Below are 22,078 nucleotides of genomic sequence, written 5' to 3' on the forward strand. Positions count from 1 at the left end.
GTTCAACTAACTAATAAGTTTTTAAGCTTGTATGTTACACTAATTTATTATTCAAATTCTATATCAAAATCTTTTTGGTTGTATTTAATGGGAATTTTAGACCAAAAAATTTCATCTTTATTGTAAATGCTATCAGGCACTTTAATTTCTAGGAATATAGTACTAACTTCAGGATCATCTGGTAAAAAAGTTACAAAATACTTTTCACTCTCTTTTGGTTTAGATCTCCCTATATAATTATTTTGAGTGTAAGTAATAGAATTGTAACTATAGGTATATTTACAAGTCACACCACCTTTCATAGCATAAATATCATCAATAGTTGCTATTGTGAACTTCCCTTCGTTTAACAATTTTTTATCTCTTTTAAGATTAATTATTAAACAAATAATAATAAAAATCAAAAAAATTGGAATGCCTATTTTATCCTTTTTGTTTAGTTTAAACATTTTTACTAGTTAGTTAGATTCTTAATATTTCTTAACCAGCATTAAATTAACTTATTTTAAGTTATCCATTGACTTCTATTAAAAAACTGTAGTTTTTCAAATGTAATAAATAAATACAGTTTTGATTAGTTATAATGCACAGAATGGTCTAAATTTTATTAAAAAATTAGTAATTTCGTGGACATAATAAAAACTAAATAAATATATGAGTAAAGAAGTTGTAATTGTCTCGGCTGCAAGAACACCAATAGGTAGTTTTTTAGGTGCTTTAAGTACTGTCCCTGCTCCTAAATTAGGTGCTGTAGCTATTAAAGGTGCATTAGATAAAATTAATTTAAAACCAGAATTGGTTGATGAAGTTTTAATGGGTAATGTAGTACAAGCTGGTACTGGACAAGCACCAGCAAGACAAGCAGCTATTTATGCAGGTATACCAAATACTGTACCGTGTACAACTGTAAATAAAGTTTGCTCTTCTGGGATGAAGGCTGTAATGCAAGCTGCGCAAAGCATTGCTTTAGGCGACACAGAAATAGTTGTTGCTGGAGGTATGGAAAACATGAGTTTGATTCCTCATTACTTACATGCAAGAACTGGAACTAAATTTGGTCCTGCAAGTTTAATCGATGGTATGCAAAAAGATGGTTTGGTAGATGCTTATGACCAAAATGCAATGGGTGTTTGTGCTGATGATTGTGCTACAGAATATAATTTTTCTAGAGAAGAACAAGATGCTTTTGCTATTCAATCTTACAGTAGATCTGCAGCAGCTTGGGACGCAGGAAAGTTTGATAATGAAGTTGTACCTGTAGAAGTACCTCAGCGTCGTGGTGAACCAAAAATAGTATCTAAAGACGAAGAATATACAAATGTTAAACTTGAGAAGATTCCTGCATTACGTCCTGCTTTTACTAAAGACGGAACAGTAACTGCTGCTAATGCTTCTACAATAAACGATGGTGCTGGAGCAATGGTTTTAATGAGTGCTGATAAAGCAAAAGAATTAGGCCTAACACCATTAGCAACTATTAAATCTTATGCAGATGCAGCACAAGAGCCAAAATGGTTTACTACTGCTCCTGCAAAAGCATTACCTAAAGCTTTAGATAAAGCGGGAATTAAATTAGAAGATGTAGATTACTTTGAGTTTAATGAAGCTTTTTCTGTTGTTGGATTAGCTAATATGAAAATTTTAGGGTTATCAGACGACAAAGTAAACGTTAATGGTGGTGCTGTATCTTTAGGTCATCCATTAGGTTGTTCTGGTGTAAGAATACTAATCACTTTATTAAATGTTTTAGAACAAAATGATGCAAAAATTGGTGCAGCAGCTATATGTAATGGTGGCGGTGGCGCATCAGCTTTAGTACTACAACGTCAGTAAATACAACTAATGCAATACGGAATTTGTAATTTAAGCATTGTTCCTTTAAGATTAGAAGCATCAGACACAAGTGAAATGGTTTCTCAGGTCATTTACGGTGATGTTTTTAAAGTTTTAGAGCAACGAAAAAAATGGAGTAAAATCAGATTAGCTTTTGATAAATATGAAGGCTGGATTGATAATAAACAATATGTAGAAATTACAGAAGAACATTATAATGACTTAAATAATCAACCTTTAAAAATCTCAACAGATTTAGTTGAGTTTATTCAGGATGAAAATGAGCAACTTCATACAATTGTTTTAGGTTCTAGCTTAAATGGTGTTAGTCTATTAAATCATAAATATGAAGGTGCTTTTGTAGATCAAACACAAGAAAAAAATCATTTAATTGAAACTGCATTTAAATATTTAAATGCTCCTTATCTTTGGGGAGGAAAAACTCCTTTCGGTATCGATTGTAGTGGTTTTACACAAATGGTATATAAACTTAATGGTTATAAATTATTGCGTGATGCCTCACAACAAGCCACACAAGGTGAAGCTTTAAGTTTTATTGAAGAAAGTGAACCAGGTGATTTAGCTTTTTTTGATAATAATGAAGGCCAAATTATTCATGTTGGCATAATAATGCAAGACAATTATATTATACATGCACATGGAAAAGTAAGGATAGATCGTTTAGATCATACAGGTATTTACAATGCAGATAGACGGATGCATACCCATAAACTTAGAGTTATTAAAAAGATAATATAAAAAAAGCCTCCTAAAATTTAGGAGGCTTTTTTATTATAATGGTTAAAGGTTTTATTTCCCTTCAATCTCTGCATTAATTGCTTTTGCTTTTTCTACTTCACCTAAAGCATTATATATATTCTTTAACTGTTGTAAAACAGATGTAGGTACAGAAGTGTTATTGTTTTTGAAATCTACTAGCGTTTGTGCTGCTTGATCAAATAAAGAAGACTTCTTCTTTTTAAGTTCTTCATATTTTAAATCATCTGCTCTACTGTTTCCTAAAGAATTCATTTGCTCTACTAAAGCATTTCCTTCTTCAAGGTATGATGTAGATAAGTTTAGTGCTGCATCTGCATTAGCAGGTTTTAAGCTTAATACTTTTTCAAAAGACTGTCTTGCTTTTTCAATCTCTTTGTTATTCATGTAAATAACACCTACGTTATAATGTAAGTCTGCATTATTAGGCTCTTTTTGTATAGCTTCTTGCAAGATTGATTGAAACTTTTTCTCATCACCCATTTCAAAATAAATGTTTGCTTCGTTAATTAATAAATTAACGTCATCTGGGTTTGCTTGTTTTGCCTTTTCTATAGCTGCTAAAGCTTTGTCTTTTTCACCTTTATTAATATAAATTAATGCAATATTTTTAGTGATTTCAGAAGCTCTAGATTCTGTGTTTTGGGTCTCTGGATCTGTGTGTGTTCCACTCTTTACATATATATCTCTTTCAGATTTACTGTTAAAGCTATCTACTTGTCCAGTTTCTTTGTTTGTAGCAACAAACATTGTTTTTTCTCCTGTATAACCTAATTTATCTAACTCTAAGTAAGACTCTAATGCTTTATCAAAGTTTTGAGCACCTATATAACTTACTGCTGTGTAATATAAATAGTCCTGTGCTTCTGGATTAACTTGATACATCATGTTAAAAGTTTCTGCTGCTTTATTAAACTTTTTACTTGAGTAAAAATTATTTGCTTTTGTTAACAGATCATTTTCTATGATTCTTTTAAACTCTGCTCCTTCTCCTTCTACTTTAAGTATATTTTCTATAGCTTTATTAGTATCTGCATTAGTAGAAGTCCCGTTAGCATAATATGCTTTTGCTGCAGCTAGGTAATAATCTTCTTTTAAGTCATCATCCATAGCAGACACTTGAGAATCTAATTGTGTTGCTATAGTTTTAGCTTCTGCAAAATTGTCTTTTTTTACTGCTTTTTCTAATGCTTTAACTTCTTTTTTTTGGGCAAAAGTAAAAACAGATACAAATAATGCTAAAGCAATAATTACTTGTTTTTTCATTTTAAATTTGTGTTTTAAATTTTATAAATTATTTATTCTTCTTCGTTAGTAGCAATAGTTGTGCCATCTTCTGTGTTGGCAGTGTCTTCTAGGTTGTCAATATCTATTTCTTCTTCATCTTCATCTTTCATTACTTTAGCTACAGCAGCTATAGAATCGTTACCTTTTAAATTGATTAACTTAACACCTTGAGTTGCTCTACCCATAGTCCTTAAGTTTTCTACCGCTAAACGAATAGCAATTCCGGATTTATTAATAATCATTAAATCATCAGAATCTGTAACGCTTTTTATTGCAACTAAGCTTCCTGTTTTTTCTGTGATAGAAATAGTTTTAACACCTTTTCCACCTCTATTAGTGATACGGTAAACTGCTTCTCCATCTTCTGGATCATCAATAAAAGTACGTTTACCATAACCGTTTTCTGAAACGACTAATACAGTTTCTTCTTGCGGATTGTTAACAGTTACCATTCCTATTACTTCATCATTATCATTTCCTAGAGTTATACCTCTTACTCCTGAAGCATTACGACCCATAGGACGTGTTTTTGCTTCTTCAAATCTAATAGCTTTACCAGATTTTAAGGCTAACATAACTTGGCTGTTACCTGTTGTTAGTTTTGCTTCTAGTAACTCATCATTATCTTTAATGGTAATTGCGTTAATTCCGTTTGTACGAGGTCTAGAGTATTGCTCTAAAGCTGTTTTCTTAACCTGACCTTGTTTAGTAGCCATTATGACATAATGAGAATTTATGTAATCCTCATCTTTTAGGTCTTGAGTACAAATAAATGCCATAACCTTATCATCTTGTTCAATATTTATAAGGTTTTGTATTGCTCTACCTTTTGATGTTCTTGAACCTTCAGGTATTTCGTAAACACGCATCCAGAAACATTTTCCTTTTTGGGTGAAGAATAGCATATATTGATGGTTTGTCCCAACAAATAAATCTTCTAAGAAGTCTTCATTTCTTGTATTTGAAGCTTTTTGACCAACTCCACCTCTATTTTGTGTTTTATACTCTGTTAAAGATGTACGCTTGATATATCCAGCATGAGAAATAGTAATAACTACTTGCTCATCCGGAATCATATCTTCGATACTTAAATCTCCACCAGCATATTCTATTGTAGAACGACGCTCATCACCATACTTATCTTTTACTTCGATAAGTTCTTCTTTGATAATGTCCATACGACGTTCTTTCTTTTCTAAAATATCTTTTAGATCTGCTATAGTCTTTATAATATCTTCATATTCACTACGTAGCTTATCTTGTTCTAGACCGGTTAATTGGCGTAGACGCATATCTACTATTGCTTTAGCTTGAATTTCTGAAAGCTCAAAGCGATCTATTAATTTTTGTCTTGCTTCTTCTGCATTAGACGATGCTCTAATTATTGAGATTACTTCGTCTATATTATCTGAAGCTATTATTAAACCTTCTAAGATATGTGCACGTTCTTCAGCTTTGCGTAATTCGTATTTAGTACGTCTTACTACAACATCATGTCTATGCTCTACAAAGTGATAGATTAAGTCTTTTAAATTTAAAAGCTCTGGTCTACCGTTTACTAATGCAATATTATTGACACTAAAAGAAGATTGTAATGCTGTGTATTTGTATAACTTATTTAATACGATATTTGGTATTGCATCACGTTTAAGCACGTAAACAATACGCATTCCGTTACGGTCAGATTCATCACGAATTGTAGAAATACCTTCTAATTTTTTATCGTTAACTAAATCAGCAGTCTTTTTAATCATATCTGCTTTGTTAACTTGATAAGGTATTTCGGTAACTACTATAGATTCTCTTCCGTTAACTTCTTCTACATTAGCTTTACCACGCATAACAATACGTCCGCGACCTGTATGAAATGCTTCTTTTACACCATCATAGCCATAAATTGTTCCTCCTGTAGGAAAATCTGGAGCTTTAATATGTTGCATTAACTCGTCTACTTCAATATCGTTATTGTCAATGTAAGCAATAGTACCATTAACAACTTCTGTTAAATTATGAGGTGGCATATTTGTAGCCATACCTACCGCAATACCAGAAGCACCATTAATTAATAAACCAGGAATACGTGTAGGTAAAACTGTTGGTTCTTCTAAAGTATCATCAAAATTTAGTTTATGGTCTACAGTTTCTTTATCGATATCTGCCAACATGTCTTCAGATATCTTTCGCATACGCGCTTCTGTATAACGCATTGCTGCAGGACTATCTCCATCTACAGATCCAAAGTTACCTTGACCATCTATTAACATATAACGTAAGCTCCATTCTTGAGCCATACGCACCATAGTGTCATATACTGAGGTATCACCATGTGGATGATACTTACCTAAAACCTCACCAACTATTCTTGCAGATTTTTTATGTGCAGTGTTAGACCTAACACCTAATTCGTGCATACCAAAAAGCACACGTCTGTGTACTGGTTTTAAACCATCTCTTACATCTGGTAAAGCACGTGACACAATGACTGACATTGAATAATCAATGTAAGCCGACTTCATTTCATCTTCAATGTTAATCGGAATGAGTTTTTCTCCTTCTGCCATATATAATTTAATTTGTTATATTCATTATTTCAAAACACGCTAATATAAAACTTTCGTTAGTAACGGTAAGCCTTTTACTAGGTTTTTTTAGTGTTTTTTATTAACAATTTCAGCCCCTTTTTTAGTTAATAACTTAATCACTGTTAATTTGTAGATTATTCTTACTTTCAAACCAAAAACAATTAACATATTATTTAAGGTACAGTTTTTGCCTATACTAATTATGTTTACTATTTTTAAAGCAGAAAGGAAATAAATATGGACGATAATTTTTCACCAAGAGTTAAAGATGTAATTGCATACAGTAAAGAAGAAGCGCTTAGATTAGGACACGACTTTATTGGCACAGAACATCTTATGCTTGGTCTTTTAAGAGACGGAAACGGTAAGGCTATTAATATTTTAAACGCATTAGATATTGATTTAAATCATTTAAGGCGTAAAGTAGAAATTTTAAGTCCTGCCAACCCAAATACATCAATAACTTCTAACGAAAAGAAAAACTTGCACTTAACGCGACAAGCAGAACGTGCTTTAAAAACTACTTTTTTAGAAGCTAAGCTTTTTCAAAGCACATCAATAAACACAGCACATTTACTGCTATGTATTTTAAGAAACGAAAATGATCCTACTACAAAGCTTTTAAATAAGCTTAAAGTAGATTATGATAATGTAAAAGAACAATTTAAGTCAATGATTACAAACGATGATAATTTTGAAGATATAACAGGAAGCCCTAAAGCCGAGTTTCCTGAAGATGATGCACAACAAGATGATGCATCAAAAGATATATTTAATACGCCTTCATCAAAAAGCAACAAAAAGTCTAAAACTCCTGTTTTAGATAATTTTGGTCGCGATTTGACTGCTATGGCAGAAGAAGGTAAATTAGACCCAGTAGTTGGACGTGAAAAAGAGATTGAAAGAGTGTCTCAAGTATTATCACGTCGTAAGAAAAACAATCCTCTCTTAATAGGCGAACCTGGTGTTGGTAAGTCTGCTATTGCAGAAGGACTTGCTAACAGAATTGTAAGCAAGAAAGTATCTAGAATACTTTTTAACAAACGTGTAGTTACTTTGGATCTTGCAAGTTTAGTTGCTGGTACTAAATACCGTGGACAGTTTGAAGAACGTATGAAAGCTGTGATGAATGAGCTTGAAAAGAATGATGATGTTATTCTTTTTATTGATGAAATTCATACCATAGTTGGAGCTGGTGGCGCAACAGGAAGCTTAGATGCTTCAAATATGTTTAAGCCTGCTTTAGCACGTGGCGAAATTCAATGTATAGGTGCTACAACTTTAGATGAGTACAGACAATACATAGAAAAAGATGGTGCTTTAGAGCGTCGTTTTCAAAAAGTTATTGTAGAACCTACTACTGTTGAAGAAACTATTCAAATACTTAACAACATTAAAGCTAAATATGAAGATCATCACAATGTAGAATATACAGATGAAGCTATTGAAGCTTGTGTTAAGTTAACTAATAGATATATGACAGATCGTTTCTTGCCAGATAAAGCTATAGATGCTTTAGATGAAGCGGGATCACGTGTTCATATTACCAATATTGATGTCCCTAAACAAATTCTAGAATTAGAAAAGAAACTAGAAGAAGTTAGAGAAACTAAGAATTCGGTTGTAAAAAAGCAGAAATACGAAGAAGCTGCAAGATTACGTGATGACGAAAAACGTTTAGAAAAAGAACTTGCTGTTGCACAAGAAAAATGGGAAGAAGAAACCAAATTACATCGTGAGACAGTAACAGAAGATAATGTAGCAGATGTTATCTCTATGATGACAGGTGTTCCGGTAAACAGAATAGCACAAACCGAGAGTAATAAACTAGCACAATTACCAGAATTAATTAAGGGTAAAGTTATTGGACAAGATAATGCTGTTGCTAAAGTTGTTAAAGCAATACAACGTAATCGTGCTGGATTAAAAGACCCTAACAAGCCTATTGGATCGTTTATATTTTTAGGTCAAACAGGTGTTGGTAAAACACAATTAGCAAAAGTTTTATCAAAACAATTATTTGATAGCGAAGAATCTCTTATTAGAATAGATATGAGTGAATATATGGAGAAATTTGCTATATCTAGATTAGTAGGTGCGCCTCCAGGATACGTAGGTTATGAAGAAGGAGGACAACTTACAGAAAAAGTAAGACGTAAACCTTATTCTGTAGTACTTTTAGACGAAATTGAAAAAGCGCATCCTGATGTATTTAATATGTTGCTTCAAGTATTAGATGATGGTTATTTAACAGATAGTTTAGGTAGAAAAATAGATTTTAGAAACACTATAATAATCATGACCTCTAACATTGGTGCCAGAAAATTAAAAGATTTTGGTACTGGTATAGGTTTTGGTACATCGTCTCAAAAAGCTCAAGAAGATGCAAATGCTAGAAGCGTTATTGAAAATGCACTTAAAAAATCTTTTGCACCAGAGTTTTTAAACAGAATAGACGACGTTATTGTCTTTAATGCTTTAGAGCAAGAAGACATTAATAAGATTATTGATATAGAATTAGAAAAACTATTAAAACGTATTGATGGTTTAGGCTACAACTTACAATTAACTAAAGATGCTAAAAACTTTATAGCAGAAAAAGGATTTGATAAGCAATACGGAGCAAGACCATTAAAACGTGCTATTCAAAAATACATTGAAGATGCTTTAGCTGAAGAAATTATAACTTCTAAATTAAAAGAAGGAGATAATATAGTTATGGATTTAGATAAAGACAATAACGAAATAGTTATTTCTATTCAATCATCTGAAGAAGCTAAATAACAATATAAAATTATAATAAAAACCTGTTGATTATTTATATTAACAGGTTTTTTCTATCTTTATAAGAGTTAAAACCAACCTATATGCCTATAAAAATCACATTAGATTTTTGCACTTTAGAATTTATTGATAAAATTGCTATTGCAGTTATTAATGAAGGTGTGCACGTAGACTATGAAATTAGTAAGGCTATAGCCCAAGCTTGTACAAACTACTTTAAACAAGCACCTTTTGTATATTTATCGCTTAGAACAAACTCATATTCTGTTGACGTTACAAAATATAGTACTTTAGTTAATCAAATGGAAAACCTTAAAGGTTTTGGAGTTATTTCCACTTCATTATCTGCAAGAAATGCAGAAATAGAAAGCCTTTTCCTAGATCTTCCTTTTGCAATATTTGACGATTTAGACGAAGGTCTTAAATGGGCAAAAAACATTTTAGATAAAAATCCAAAGAGAATTAACTAAATAACTCACTTGCATCAATACCTAAATTATTAATAAATAGTATTGATTTTTCTATATCATCGTGTAAAATTTCATCTTCTTTAACAAAAGGCACTTCTACCCTATAACTTTGTAAAAATAATTCTATAAAATCAGAAGATTTTAATGGTGCTCTAAAGTATATAGCTTGAGAAGCATTAAATAACTCTATAGCCAAAACACGCTCTACATTATCTATTAACTTAAAAGCTTGTGTAGCTGCATTTGCACCCATACTTACATGGTCTTCTTGACCATTACTTGATACAATACTATCTACACTAGCAGGACTTGCTAACTGTTTATTAGCACTAACAATACTTGCTGCGGTATATTGCGGTATCATAAACCCACTATTTAAACCAGGATTATCTACTAAAAATGCAGGTAAACCACGTAGTCCTGATACTAATTGAAAAACTCGTCTTTCAGAAATATTTCCTAATTCTGACATTGCTATTTTTAAATAATCTAATGCTAATGCTAAGGGTTGACCATGAAAATTTCCTCCAGAAATAATTTCATCTTCGTTTGCAAAAATATTTGGATTATCAGTCACAGAGTTTATTTCTGTTATAAATGTTTTTTCTACAAAAGATAAAGTGTCTTTTGTTGCACCATGCACTTGTGGTATACATCTAAAGCTATAAGGGTCTTGTACGTGTTGTTTTTCTTGACTTATAATTTCGCTACCTTCTAAAAATTCTCTTACTCTTTCTGCAGTTTTTAATTGTCCGTTATGCGGTCTTACTAAGTGTATTAATTCATTAAAAGGCTCTATTCTTCCATCAAAAGCTTCTAAAGAAATACTTCCTATTAAATCTGCTAAATAAGATAATTTATAAGACTTTAATAATAAAAACACACCGTAAGCACTCATAAATTGCGTGCCATTTAACAATGCCAAACCTTCTTTAGACATTAGTTTAATAGCATCCCATTTAAAGTATGTGTTTAAATCTTCTGCTTCTAAAACTGCATCTTTATACCACACTTTTCCTTTTCCTATTAAAGGTAAAGCTAAATGCGCTAAAGGAGCCAAATCACCTGAAGCACCTAATGATCCTTGTGTATAAATTACAGGTAAGATATCATTGTTAAAAAACTCAATTAAACGCTGTACAGTTTGTAATTGTACACCAGAATGTCCATAACTTAAAGATTGTATTTTAAGTAACAGCATTAACTTAACAACTTCATTAGGCACAACATCTCCTGTACCACAAGCATGAGACATGACTAAGTTTTCTTGTAATTTAGTTAAGTTTTCTTTATTAATTTTTACATTATATAACGATCCAAAACCAGTATTTATACCATAAATTGGCTTAGTTTCTGTTTTTAATTTTTCATCTAAATACGCACGGCAATTTTCAATTTTGTCAATAGCTTCATTAGACAACTCTAAATGCTTTTCTTCTAAAATTATTGATTGAATGGTTGCCAAATCTAATGGCTGTGATGATATATAATGAATTGAACTCATGGACATATTTTATTGTGTCCCAAAAGTCATAATTTGAGATAAATTCTGCAAGTTTTTGTTAATAATTCGTCAAAATAAGAAATCCTCAAATTATTCTTTTATTTTTGATTGAAAATTAAATAATCAATAATGAAGAAAGTTTTAATGTGCTTAGCAGGTTTGGCCATAATAGCCTGCAAACAAGAACCTAAAGATTACGCTACTTTTTCTGGTAAAATCGAAAACGCTAATAGTGATTCTTTATTTGTATTTCAATCAAGAAATTACAAAAAAACTATTAAGGTTAATGAAGATGGAACTTTTAGTGACACTTTAAAAGTAAATCCTGGAGTTTATGGTATTTATGATGGAAAGGAACAAGCTTTTGTTTACCTTAAAAATGATGCAGATATCAAACTTTCTGTTGATGCAAAAAACTTTAGAGAAACCATTAAATATGAAGGTAAAGACGTAGAAAACTCAAACTTTTTAGTAGAAAAGGCAAGGTTTGAAAGCGGTTTAATTGATTTAGAAGCTCTAAAAAATCTTGACTCTTTAGGTTTTGAAAAAAAACTAGAAAGCCTTAAATCTGAAATGATGGCTTTTTATGATAAAAACAAAAATATAGATTCTAGTATTATAGCTACATCAAAAAGTCAAATTAATCCAATGCTTATGTCTTTAAAAAGATATGTTGGAGAGTCTATTAAACTAAGATCACAGTTACCAAAAGGTTCTGAATCTCCTTCATTTAAAGACTACGAAAATTATGCTGGTGGTACTACATCTTTAGAAGAATTAAAAGGAAAATATGTTTATATAGATGTATGGGCTACTTGGTGCGCACCTTGTAAAGTAGAAATTCCTTCATTAAAAAAATTAGATGAAGACTACAAAGACAAAAACATAACTTTTGTAAGCATATCAATTGATGACGCAAGAGCACACAAAGGATCTATGGAAAACGCAAACGAAGCTTGGAAAGCTATGGTAGCCGATAAAGAGTTAACTGGTGTGCAATTATTTGCTCCTAATGGATGGCAAAGTGATTTTATTAAAGACTATAAAATTAATGGTATACCGAGGTTTATATTAATTGATCCAGAAGGAAAAATTGTAACACCAGATGCACCAAGACCTTCTGACGAACAACTAAGAACTTTATTAGATACTTTAAATATCTAATCTATTATAATTTAAAATAAAAAAAGCGAGCTTTATATGCTCGCTTTTTTTATTTAATCTTGTTCGCCATCATCCTCTTCTTCTACTTGAGGTTGTTCTGGTTTTTTAAATAAATCTAGATAAGCTAATGGTATTCCCTCAACAACATGTGTAGCTATAAAACTTTGATAACCTAACTCATCTACAAGTAAGTCTGCCGCTTTACCGTGTAAATAAATGGCAAATACTGTTGCAGATAATAAATCATAGTCTTGTGCTATCATACCTGCAATCATACCAGTTAAAACATCTCCTGTACCTGCTGTTGCTAATCCTGGGTTACCCGTAACGTTTACATATAGTTTATCCTCTGCAACCGTTATTGTATTAGCGCCTTTTATAACTACTATACATTTATACTTTTTACTAAATGCTTTTGTTTTTTGTAATTTATCAAAATCATCTTTCCAAGTCCCTATTAAACGTTCTAATTCTTTAGGATGTGGTGTTAAAATAGTTTGTCGTTCTGGTAAAAGCTTTAATAGTGACTCTCGTTTAGCCAACATATTTATACCATCTGCATCAATGACTAAAGGGTTTTTATTTGTTTTTAAGAAAGCTTCAAAAGCATCTATAGACGCATTATCTGTTCCTGCTCCTACTCCAAAAGCTATAACATTTACATCTATATCAAAATTAATCTCGGTAAGCTTTTCTTCATCTTTATCTGTAATTAACATTAACTCAGGAAAAGCGCCTTGTAAAGGAATATATCCACATTTGGGTGTAAAAGCTGTTACTTTACCTGCTCCTGCACTTAACGCGCCTCTTCCTGCTAAATTTACTGCTCCTATTTTACCGTAACTACCTCCAATTATTAGTGCGTGACCAAAAGTACCTTTATGACTATATTTTTCTCTTGGTTTGTATATTGTTAAGACTTCATTCTTACCAATTAAGTCTGCTTCTGTTGGTGTCGTATATAAAAATTCAGGATCTATACCAATATCTAACACTTCCCATTGTACTGTGTATTTTGCAGTTTCTGGTAAGAAAAAAACTAATTTAGGTGATTGAAAACTTAATGTATATCCTGCATTAACAACATTATTTGGTGATGTTGGCACAGCATCTGTTTGCAAACCTGATGGTATATCTACAGATAAAACAAAAGCTTTTGTAGCTCTAAAATGATCAAAAATATTTACTACCCAATTAGCTACTGGTCTGTTTAGACCTATACCAAAAATAGCATCAACAATAATATCTCTTTCTTCTATTTGCGGTAATTCGCTTTCTTCATTTAGTAATATTGGCCAATCTTTAGTTGTATTTTTAATACGATCGTAATTAATTAAAAAGTCTTTTGATCTTGACGTACTGTAATTAACAATATACGTTTTAACATTATAACCATGAGTTATTAAGTGCCTAGCAATTACTAAACCATCTCCTCCATTATTACCAATACCACAAAATATATGAATTGGTACTTGCGCACCATGCATACGCATGTGTAACCAATTAAAAATTTGTATGCCAGCACGTTCCATTAAATCTGTAGAACTTATATTTTGTTTTTTAGCGGTTAATGCATCACCTTCATAAATCTGTTCTTTCGAAAATATTTTCATCTATAAAAATTTATTATAACATTCATTTTAAGTTTCATTATTAATAAAATTTAAGCTTAAATTTATTAATCTATCAAAAATCAAACTTAGGTTTGTTTATTAAGGTAAAAGTAATACATTTGATAAGTATTGAAGCAAAAAGATGAAAACAACTTCTTTAATTATTACTTTTTTTATGACAATGACCCGTTAGGGTTATGCTTCTATATATCTTCCGTTTAAGGTAGTTTAAAAAACTACAAATTTTAATTAATTACATACAAACTAGATGAAAGTTCTAAAATTTGGAGGAACCTCTGTAGGTTCTAGTCAAAACATAAATAAAGTTATAGCCATTTTAAAAGAAAAATCGCAAGAAGATACTGTAATATGCGTAGTTTCTGCAATTGGTGGCATCACAGATAAATTATTAAAAGCTGGACAATTAGCTAAAAATAAAGATAAAAGTTATTTAAATGAATTTGAAACTATTAAAGACATTCATTTTAAAACAATAAACCAATTATTACCACAACCAAGTAAACCCATAACGACTGTTGTAGAAGATAAACTTAATCAATTAAAAGAATTATTGAATGGTATTTATTTGATAAACGAATTATCGCCAAAAACATCTGATAAACTATTGAGTTTTGGTGAGCACTTATCTTCTACTATCATTGCTAAAACAATGAAAACTCAAGGTTTTGATGTAGAATTAAAAAATAGCCAAGATTTAATTGTAACTGACGATAATTTTACACGTGCCCAAGTTAATTTTGAAGTAACTAACAATAATATCAAATCCTACTTCAAAACACCTAAACAAATTACAGTATTACCTGGTTTTGTGGCAAAAACTACTTCTGGAGAACCAACAACGTTAGGTCGTGGCGGATCAGATTTTACTGCTGCTATTATTGCTGCTGCATTAAAAGTAGATCAATTGGAGATTTGGACAGATGTAAGCGGTATGTATACAACCAATCCAAAACTAGTAAAACAAGCATTTCCTATTGATAATTTATCGTATCAAGAAGCTATGGAATTATCGCATTTTGGAGCCAAAGTATTATATCCTCCAACAGTACAACCTGTGTTAGATTTAGACATACCAATTCACATAAAAAACACTTTTGATCCTGACGCTATTGGAACAGTAATCACCAAACAAGACAACGAGAAAAACTTAACCGTTAAAGGTATAAGTAATATAAACGACGTAGCTTTACTTACACTTGAAGGAAGTGGAATGATTGGTATTCCTGGATTTTCTAAACGATTATTTGAAGTTTTAGCTACCGAAAAAATCAATGTAATTTTTATAACACAAGCGTCTTCTGAACATTCTATTTGCTTCGGAATTGATAAATCGGATGCTGAACGTGCCAAGAAAGCTATTGATACTGCTTTTGATTATGAAATTTCGCTTCATAAAATAAATCAAATAGAAGTTGAAAAAGACTTATCTATCATTGCTTTAGTTGGCGATAATATGAAAAGCCATCAAGGTATTAGCGGAAAAATGTTTAGCACTTTAGGTAAAAACAATATAAATATTCGCGCTATTGCACAAGGTGCTTCAGAAAAAAATATATCTGCAGTTGTATCAGAAAAAGATGTAAAAAAAGCATTAAACGCTTTACACGAACGTTTTTTTGAAAGCAACACTAAACAACTTAATGTATTTATAACAGGCGTAGGTAATGTTGGCGAAAAGCTAATAGAGCAAATTAAACAACAACGCAGTTATTTAAAGAAAAACCTAAAACTTGATGTTAGAATTATTGGACTATCAAATTCTCGTAAAATGGTCTTTAAACCAGAAGGTATCGATTTAAATAATTGGGCTTCACTTTTTCATCATGCAGACAAATCAAGTATAGAAGGTTTTTATCAAAAAGTAGTTAATCTTAATTTACGTAACAGCATTTTTGTAGACGTAACAGCAAACGAGGATGTAGCAAACATCTACGAAAAATACCTAAAACAAAGTGTAGCGGTTGTGGCTTGTAGTAAAATAGCGTGTTCTAGCGCATTTGCTAATTATAAAAAGTTACAAGATTTATCATTAAAATATAACGCACCTTTTTTATACGAAACTAATGTTGGCGCAGGATTACCAATAATAAATACCTTAAGTAATTTAGTTGCTTCTGGTGATAAAGTGATAAGTATTAAAGCCGTTTTATCGGGTAGTTTAAATTTTGTGTTCAATAATTTTAGTGACAAGAAAAACTTCCATGACACTGTAAAACAAGCGCAATTTGAAGGTTATACAGAACCTGATCCGCGAATTGATTTAAGCGGCATTGATGTGGCTAGAAAAATTCTAATTCTTGCTCGTGAAAATGGAATAGAAATGGAAATTGAGGATATTAAAAACAAATCATTTTTAACCAAAAAGAATTTAGAAAGTGACACTGTCGATGATTTTTATGAAACATTAATTGAAGACGAAGCTCATTTTCAAAAGTTATATGCGTCTGCTAAAGCAAATAATTGCCAACTAAAATATGTTGCAGAATATAAAAATGGTAAAGCATCTGTTGGCTTACAAGAAATACCAGAAGGTCATCCATTTTATAATTTAGAAGGTAAAGATAATATTGTAATGTTCCATACACAGCGCTATCCAGAACAACCTTTAATTGTAAAAGGTGCAGGTGCTGGCGCAGATGTAACTGCTTCTGGATTATTTGCAGATATTATTAAAATCGGAAGTAAATAATATGGATTGTATTAAAATATTTTCTCCTGCGACTGTTGCCAATGTGTCTTGCGGCTTTGACGTCCTTGGGTTTTGTTTAGATCATATTGGTGACGAAATGATTATAAAAAAGACTAAAGAAAAAGGCATTAAAATCACAAAAATTGAAGGTGCAAACCTTCCTTTTGAAGTTGAAAAAAATGTTGCCGGAGTTGCTGCTTTGGCTATTTATAATCACGCAAAACCAGATTATGGTTTTGAGATTGAAATTTATAAAAATATAAAACCTGGAAGTGGTATTGGTAGTAGTTCTGCTAGTGCATCTGGAGTTGTTTTTGCTATCAACCAATTATTAGGCAAACCATACAATGCAACGCAATTAACCCAATTTGCAATGAAAGGTGAAGCTGTTGCTAGTGGTTGTGAGCATGCAGATAACATTGCTCCTGCACTTTTTGGTGGCTTTACTTTGGTAAAAAGTACGCAACCATTGGGAGTACTGTCGTTACCAACACCAGCGGATTTATATGCTACAATAATTCATCCTCAAATAGAAGTAAAAACTGCTGAAGCTAGAGCCATTTTACCTAAAAAAGTAGAATTGCAACATGCCATATCGCAATGGGCAAATGTTGGTAGTTTGGTACATGCATTGCATACTAACGATTATAATTTGTTAAGTGAATCTTTAAAAGATAAAATTGTAGAACCATACAGAAGCAAGCTTATACCTTATTTTGATGATGTAAAAAATGCTGCAATAAACGCTGGTGGATTAGGAACAGGAATTTCTGGTTCTGGACCTTCAATTTTTACTTTAAGTAAAGGCGAAAAAACAGCAAAAGACGTTGAAAAAGCTATACAAAACGTGTACAGTAAAACAGATATAAAATTTAATACTTACGTGTGTAAAATCAATACTGAAGGCATAAAAATAATTTAAACAAAAGTTTCGCTAAGACAACAATATGAAATACTACTCTTTAAATAAAAAAGCACCAATTACTACATTCGAAAATGCAGTAGTAAAAGGATTAGCGCCAGACAAAGGACTTTACTTTCCTGAAAAAATAACGCCTTTACCTCAATCCTTTTTTGACACTATTGATAATCTTTCTCACGCTGAAATTGCTTTTGAAGCTATCAAACAATTTGTAAGCTCTGAAATACCTGAAGCCGAACTTAAACGAATTGTTGAAGACACATTGTCTTTCGATTTTCCTGTTGAAAAACTTTCAGAGCAAATTTCAACATTAGAATTATTTCATGGTCCAACTATGGCGTTTAAAGATGTTGGCGCTCGTTTTATGGCGCGTTGCTTAGGTTATTTTAATAAAGAAAACACAAACGAAGTTACAGTTTTAGTTGCTACTTCTGGCGATACTGGTGGCGCTGTTGCTAACGGATTTTTAGGTGTAAAAGGCGTAAATGTAGTGATCCTCTATCCTAGCGGAAAAGTAAGTGATATTCAAGAAAAACAATTAACTACACTTGGTAAAAACATTAGAACTTTAGAAGTAGATGGTGTTTTTGACGATTGCCAAGACATGGTAAAACGTGCGTTTTTAGATGAAGAATTAACCTCAAAAATGCAATTAACTTCAGCAAATTCGATAAATGTTGCACGTTGGTTACCGCAAATGTTTTATTTCTTCTTTGCTTACAAACAGTTACACAACTCACATAAAGACATTGTATTTTCTGTCCCAAGCGGAAATTTTGGTAACATTTGTGCAGGAATGATGGCGCAACAATTAGGCTTACCAATCAAACATTTTATTGCCGCTAACAATGCAAATAATGTTGTGACAGAATTTTTAAAAACCGAAAATTATCAACCTAAACCATCTGTTCAAACCATTAGTAATGCGATGGATGTTGGTAATCCAAGCAATTTTATTCGTATACAAGAAATTTATAATCAAGATTTCAACGAATTAAAAAACAACCTAACGTCTTACAGCTATACAGATGAAGAAACTTGCGAAGCTTTAAAAGAAATGTATAACGATTACAACTACGTTGCAGATCCACATGGCGCTGTTGGTTATTTAGGCTGTAAAGACTATTTAAAAACTAATCCAAACGCGCATTGTGTCTTTTTAGAAACAGCGCATCCAACCAAGTTTTTAGATGTTGTGGAAGATGTAATTAAAGAAAATATAGAATTACCACCACAAATTTTAAGCGTCATGGATAAAAAGAAAAAGGCGACTAAAATTAGTTCTTATGAAGAATTGAAACGTTTCTTATTGAAATAACAATTCATCATCTAACTTCTACAATTCGGTGATATAATATTTAGTATTTTTCAAATTAGAGATAAGTTTGCTTCAACTTTTAATTTCAACTAATGAAAAATAAATCAAAATTAATCCTAAGAATTGTTCTGCTTTTAAGCACTGTAATTTCGCTCTATTTTGTCCCTTGGCCAATTGTAACTGCTTGGATAAAACCGTTACCAAATACTATTCAAGAACAAGTAAATCAAGCTTCAGATTACGGTTTTGATGGCATAATAGTTTATGTAGATCAAGCAGGAAAATCGCCTCAATTTTACACTTCTGGTTATCATAATACAGAAAATAAAATTCCTACAAAACCTGACGCTTTATTTAAAATTGCAAGTAATGATAAACTATACACATCGGTTAGTATTGCTAAATTAGTTTATGACAAAAAGATTGATTTAAATAAAACATTAGCGGATTATTTTCCTGAGTTAGTTGGTAGAATCGAATATGCTAACACCATAACTATTAAAATGATGGTACAGCACAGAAGTGGTATACCAAACTATACAGATTTTAATAATTATTGGGCAAATCCAAAATATACAAATGAAGAAAACCTTAAAATTGTATTAGATTTACCTGCTAGTTTTAAACCAAATACAGATTACGAATACAGTAACACCAACTATCTATTACTAACAGAACTTATTGAAAAAGTTACCGAAAAACCTAAGTTTGATTACATAAACCAGCATATCTTAAAACCATTACAGTTAACAAACACTTATAATTCCATAAACGATGTAAATATTAATCGTGTTATGAGTGGTTATTATGTTGGTTATGACAAAGATTTAAAAACCGAAGATGTTGGTATGCTTGCTACTGCAGAAGATTTAGGCAAATTTTTAAGAGCCTTAAATAACGGAGATGTATTTAAAAATAAAGAGGAACAAAAAATTTATTCCTCTATATATAAATATGAACATACTGGTTTAGTTCCTGGTTATCAAAGCATCGCTAAGTATCATAAAGATATTGATGCTGTTGTAATACAATTTACTAATACCGTTAACTTTGAAGGTTATAATTGGAACCTATCTGAAGTTATGTATGGTCGTGTTGTTAAAATTTTAAAACGCAATAATTAGCTAGATAACTTATGTAAAGCTTCACCAATTAAGGTTTCTCCTTTAATTATTTCAAAAGTCTCTCTATTTGCTGTATCGTCATTTAATACACTAACTAATGTTTGTGCAACATCGTTACGACTAATTTCGCCATGTTTATTAAGATGTTGTTTTAACTCAATTTTATTTGCTGCTGGCTCGTTAGTTAATGATCCTGGTCTTACTATAGAGTAGTTTAAATCTTTAGATTTTAAATACTCGTCTGCATTGTGTTTTGCTTTTAGATAGTCTTGAAGTTGGTTAGCTTCTTCTGGTTTATCTGCACCTAAAGAGCTAAGCATAACAAATTTTTTGACATTGTTTTTAATAGATGCATCTACTAATTTTTTAGCACCTTCTTGGTCTACATTAACTACATCTTTTCCTCCAGATCCAGCTGCAAAAACAACTTTATCAATAGATTTGTTAAATGCCCCATCAACATTATCTTTTAAATCTGCTAATACCGTCTCGACATTTTTGGCTTCAAAAAAAGGGATTTGCTCTTCTTTTCTAACCATTGCAATTGGGTTAAAATACTGAGATTCTTTTAAAAGGTTTACTATTTTTTTTCCTGTGGTACCATTGGCACCTGCTACTAATATATTTTCCATAATACTCTAATTTACAAAAGAGTTAGATTTTAATAAGAATTGTAAAATAGGTTTAACTTAGGTTTAATATAGATTGAAATGAAATGCTAAATTTTTAACACTAAAAACGTATAAATTCAATAATTAAAAAGAAATTTCAGTGTGTGATAAATTGAAGTTATTTCTTCAAAATGAAAATGTCTAGTCAATATTTTTCAATACTTTTGTTTCACTTAAAACTAAAAAATTCCGCTTGACGGAAATAAAAAATATTATTTAAAATGAAAAATACTGCATTAACAGATACTCACATTGCATTAGGTGCTAAAATGGTTCCTTTTGCAGGTTACAACATGCCTGTTCAATACGAAGGTGTTAATATAGAACACGAAGCTGTAAGAACAGATTGTGGCGTTTTTGACGTGAGCCATATGGGTGAGTTTTTGATTGAAGGAGAACATGCTTTAGATCTTATACAAAGCGTAACCAGTAATGACGCTTCAAAATTGACTATTGGTAAAGCACAGTATTCTTGTTTACCAAATGATGAAGGCGGAATTATTGACGATTTAATTGTATACCGAGTAAAAGAGAACACTTATTTATTAGTTGTTAATGCTAGCAACATAGAAAAAGACTGGAATTGGATTAGCTCTAAAAATACATTTGGCGCTACTATGCGTGACTTATCTGAAGAGTATTCTTTACTAGCTATTCAAGGTCCTAATGCAGTTGAAAAAATGCAAGCTTTATCAAGCCACGATTTATCCGAAATTAAATTTTACAACTTTATAGTAGGCGATTTTGCTGGGATAGAAAATGTTATCATCTCTGCAACAGGATATACTGGTAGCGGTGGATTTGAAATTTATTGTAAAAACAACGAAGTAAAACAAATTTGGGATAAAGTTACAGAAGCTGGTGCAAAACCAATTGGTCTTGCAGCACGCGATACGTTGCGTTTAGAAATGGGTTATTGTCTTTACGGAAATGATATAGACGATACAACATCTCCTTTTGAAGCAGGTTTAGGTTGGATTACTAAGTTTACCAAAAAATTTACCAACTCAGAAAACTTAGAAGAACAAAAGAAAAAAGTATTAAAACGCAAACTTATAGCGTTTGAGTTAGACGAAAAAGGTATACCAAGAACAGGATACGATATTGTAGACGGACAAGGAAAATTAATAGGTAAAGTTACCTCTGGTACAATGTCTCCTTCATTAAAAAAGGGAATTGGTTTGGGTTACGTCTCTCCTGTTTTTAGTGATTTTGGAAGTAAAATTAACATTCAAATTCGTAAAAATGCAGTTCCTGCAACGGTAGTAAAATTACCTTTTTACAAAGGATAATTTTTTAAAGAAAATAATACAATGTCA

16 protein-coding genes are annotated in these 22,078 nt (G+C 31.4%); 10 read left to right on the forward strand and 6 right to left on the reverse strand.

The genetic code is table 11. The features are described from left to right. Nucleotides 1–47: 47 nt before the first annotated feature. The gene (locus H574_RS0102660; RefSeq protein ID WP_027879071.1) at nucleotides 48–449 is read right to left on the reverse strand and encodes a hypothetical protein; all 402 of its coding nucleotides are present in this window, start codon (nucleotides 447–449) and stop codon (nucleotides 48–50) included. A gap of 205 nt (nucleotides 450–654) precedes the next feature. Here H574_RS0102660 and H574_RS0102665 point away from each other — a divergent pair, with 205 nt between their 5' ends. Beyond that, complete coding sequence (locus tag H574_RS0102665) at nucleotides 655–1,833, forward strand: acetyl-CoA C-acyltransferase (protein ID WP_027879072.1); 1,179 nt, start codon at nucleotides 655–657, stop codon at nucleotides 1,831–1,833. A gap of 9 nt (nucleotides 1,834–1,842) precedes the next feature. Then, the gene (locus H574_RS0102670) at nucleotides 1,843–2,592 is read left to right on the forward strand and encodes a C40 family peptidase (RefSeq protein WP_027879073.1); all 750 of its coding nucleotides are present in this window, start codon (nucleotides 1,843–1,845) and stop codon (nucleotides 2,590–2,592) included. 51 nt (nucleotides 2,593–2,643) lie between these two features. Here H574_RS0102670 and H574_RS0102675 read toward each other — a convergent pair whose 3' ends face one another. After that, nucleotides 2,644–3,876, reverse strand: a complete 1,233-nt coding sequence (locus H574_RS0102675; RefSeq protein WP_027879074.1) for a tetratricopeptide repeat protein — start codon at nucleotides 3,874–3,876, stop codon at nucleotides 2,644–2,646. Between the two features lie 32 nt (nucleotides 3,877–3,908). After that, nucleotides 3,909–6,458: a DNA gyrase subunit A gene (gene gyrA, locus H574_RS0102680; protein WP_027879075.1), complete on the reverse strand. Its 2,550-nt coding sequence runs from the start codon at nucleotides 6,456–6,458 to the stop codon at nucleotides 3,909–3,911. A gap of 258 nt (nucleotides 6,459–6,716) precedes the next feature. Between gyrA and H574_RS0102685 the strand changes: the two genes are divergently transcribed. Together H574_RS0102685 and H574_RS0102690 are read left to right on the forward strand one after the other, a co-directional pair. Next, nucleotides 6,717–9,263, forward strand: a complete 2,547-nt coding sequence (locus tag H574_RS0102685) for an ATP-dependent Clp protease ATP-binding subunit (protein WP_027879076.1) — start codon at nucleotides 6,717–6,719, stop codon at nucleotides 9,261–9,263. A gap of 83 nt (nucleotides 9,264–9,346) precedes the next feature. Further along, nucleotides 9,347–9,733 carry a hypothetical protein gene (locus H574_RS0102690; protein ID WP_051169812.1) on the forward strand — a complete coding sequence of 129 codons (387 nt, stop codon included), beginning with the start codon at nucleotides 9,347–9,349 and terminating at the stop codon, nucleotides 9,731–9,733. On the opposite strand, the gene hutH is transcribed toward H574_RS0102690, so the two are convergent. Further along, nucleotides 9,726–11,237: a histidine ammonia-lyase gene (hutH, locus tag H574_RS0102695; protein WP_027879078.1), complete on the reverse strand. Its 1,512-nt coding sequence runs from the start codon at nucleotides 11,235–11,237 to the stop codon at nucleotides 9,726–9,728. The two genes, H574_RS0102690 and hutH, sit on opposite strands and share 8 nt — an antisense overlap. 129 nt (nucleotides 11,238–11,366) lie before the next feature. Here hutH and H574_RS0102700 point away from each other — a divergent pair, with 129 nt between their 5' ends. Further along, nucleotides 11,367–12,401 carry a TlpA family protein disulfide reductase gene (locus H574_RS0102700; RefSeq protein ID WP_027879079.1) on the forward strand — a complete coding sequence of 345 codons (1,035 nt, stop codon included), beginning with the start codon at nucleotides 11,367–11,369 and terminating at the stop codon, nucleotides 12,399–12,401. Between the two features lie 53 nt (nucleotides 12,402–12,454). On the opposite strand, the gene H574_RS0102705 is transcribed toward H574_RS0102700, so the two are convergent. Continuing rightward, on the reverse strand, nucleotides 12,455–14,014 hold the full coding sequence (locus H574_RS0102705) for a bifunctional ADP-dependent NAD(P)H-hydrate dehydratase/NAD(P)H-hydrate epimerase (RefSeq protein ID WP_027879080.1): 1,560 nt from the start codon (nucleotides 14,012–14,014) through the stop codon (nucleotides 12,455–12,457). A gap of 268 nt (nucleotides 14,015–14,282) precedes the next feature. On the opposite strand from H574_RS0102705, the gene thrA reads away from it, so the two are divergent. The 4 genes from thrA (at nucleotide 14,283) to H574_RS0102725 (ending at nucleotide 20,088) form a co-directional block, all read left to right on the forward strand. Beyond that, complete coding sequence (gene thrA, locus H574_RS0102710) at nucleotides 14,283–16,724, forward strand: bifunctional aspartate kinase/homoserine dehydrogenase I (RefSeq protein ID WP_027879081.1); 2,442 nt, start codon at nucleotides 14,283–14,285, stop codon at nucleotides 16,722–16,724. A 1-nt stretch (nucleotide 16,725) separates the two neighbouring features. After that, nucleotides 16,726–17,646 carry a homoserine kinase gene (locus H574_RS0102715; protein ID WP_027879082.1) on the forward strand — a complete coding sequence of 307 codons (921 nt, stop codon included), beginning with the start codon at nucleotides 16,726–16,728 and terminating at the stop codon, nucleotides 17,644–17,646. Between the two features lie 25 nt (nucleotides 17,647–17,671). Further along, nucleotides 17,672–18,964 (forward strand): threonine synthase, encoded by a 1,293-nt coding sequence (gene thrC / locus H574_RS0102720; RefSeq protein WP_027879083.1) that lies wholly within the window; start codon nucleotides 17,672–17,674, stop codon nucleotides 18,962–18,964. 92 nt (nucleotides 18,965–19,056) lie between these two features. Beyond that, the gene (locus tag H574_RS0102725; protein WP_027879084.1) at nucleotides 19,057–20,088 is read left to right on the forward strand and encodes a serine hydrolase domain-containing protein; all 1,032 of its coding nucleotides are present in this window, start codon (nucleotides 19,057–19,059) and stop codon (nucleotides 20,086–20,088) included. Here the strand turns inward: H574_RS0102725 and H574_RS0102730 are convergent. Then, nucleotides 20,085–20,720 (reverse strand): SDR family oxidoreductase, encoded by a 636-nt coding sequence (locus H574_RS0102730; protein ID WP_027879085.1) that lies wholly within the window; start codon nucleotides 20,718–20,720, stop codon nucleotides 20,085–20,087. The genes H574_RS0102725 and H574_RS0102730 overlap by 4 nt on opposite strands. Nucleotides 20,721–20,980: 260 nt before the next feature. On the opposite strand from H574_RS0102730, the gene gcvT reads away from it, so the two are divergent. Beyond that, nucleotides 20,981–22,051, forward strand: a complete 1,071-nt coding sequence (gcvT, locus tag H574_RS0102735; protein ID WP_027879086.1) for a glycine cleavage system aminomethyltransferase GcvT — start codon at nucleotides 20,981–20,983, stop codon at nucleotides 22,049–22,051. Nucleotides 22,052–22,078: the final 27 nt, after the last annotated feature.

The organism is Mesoflavibacter zeaxanthinifaciens DSM 18436, assembly GCF_000422365.1.
GTDB classification, from domain to species: domain Bacteria; phylum Bacteroidota; class Bacteroidia; order Flavobacteriales; family Flavobacteriaceae; genus Mesoflavibacter; species Mesoflavibacter zeaxanthinifaciens.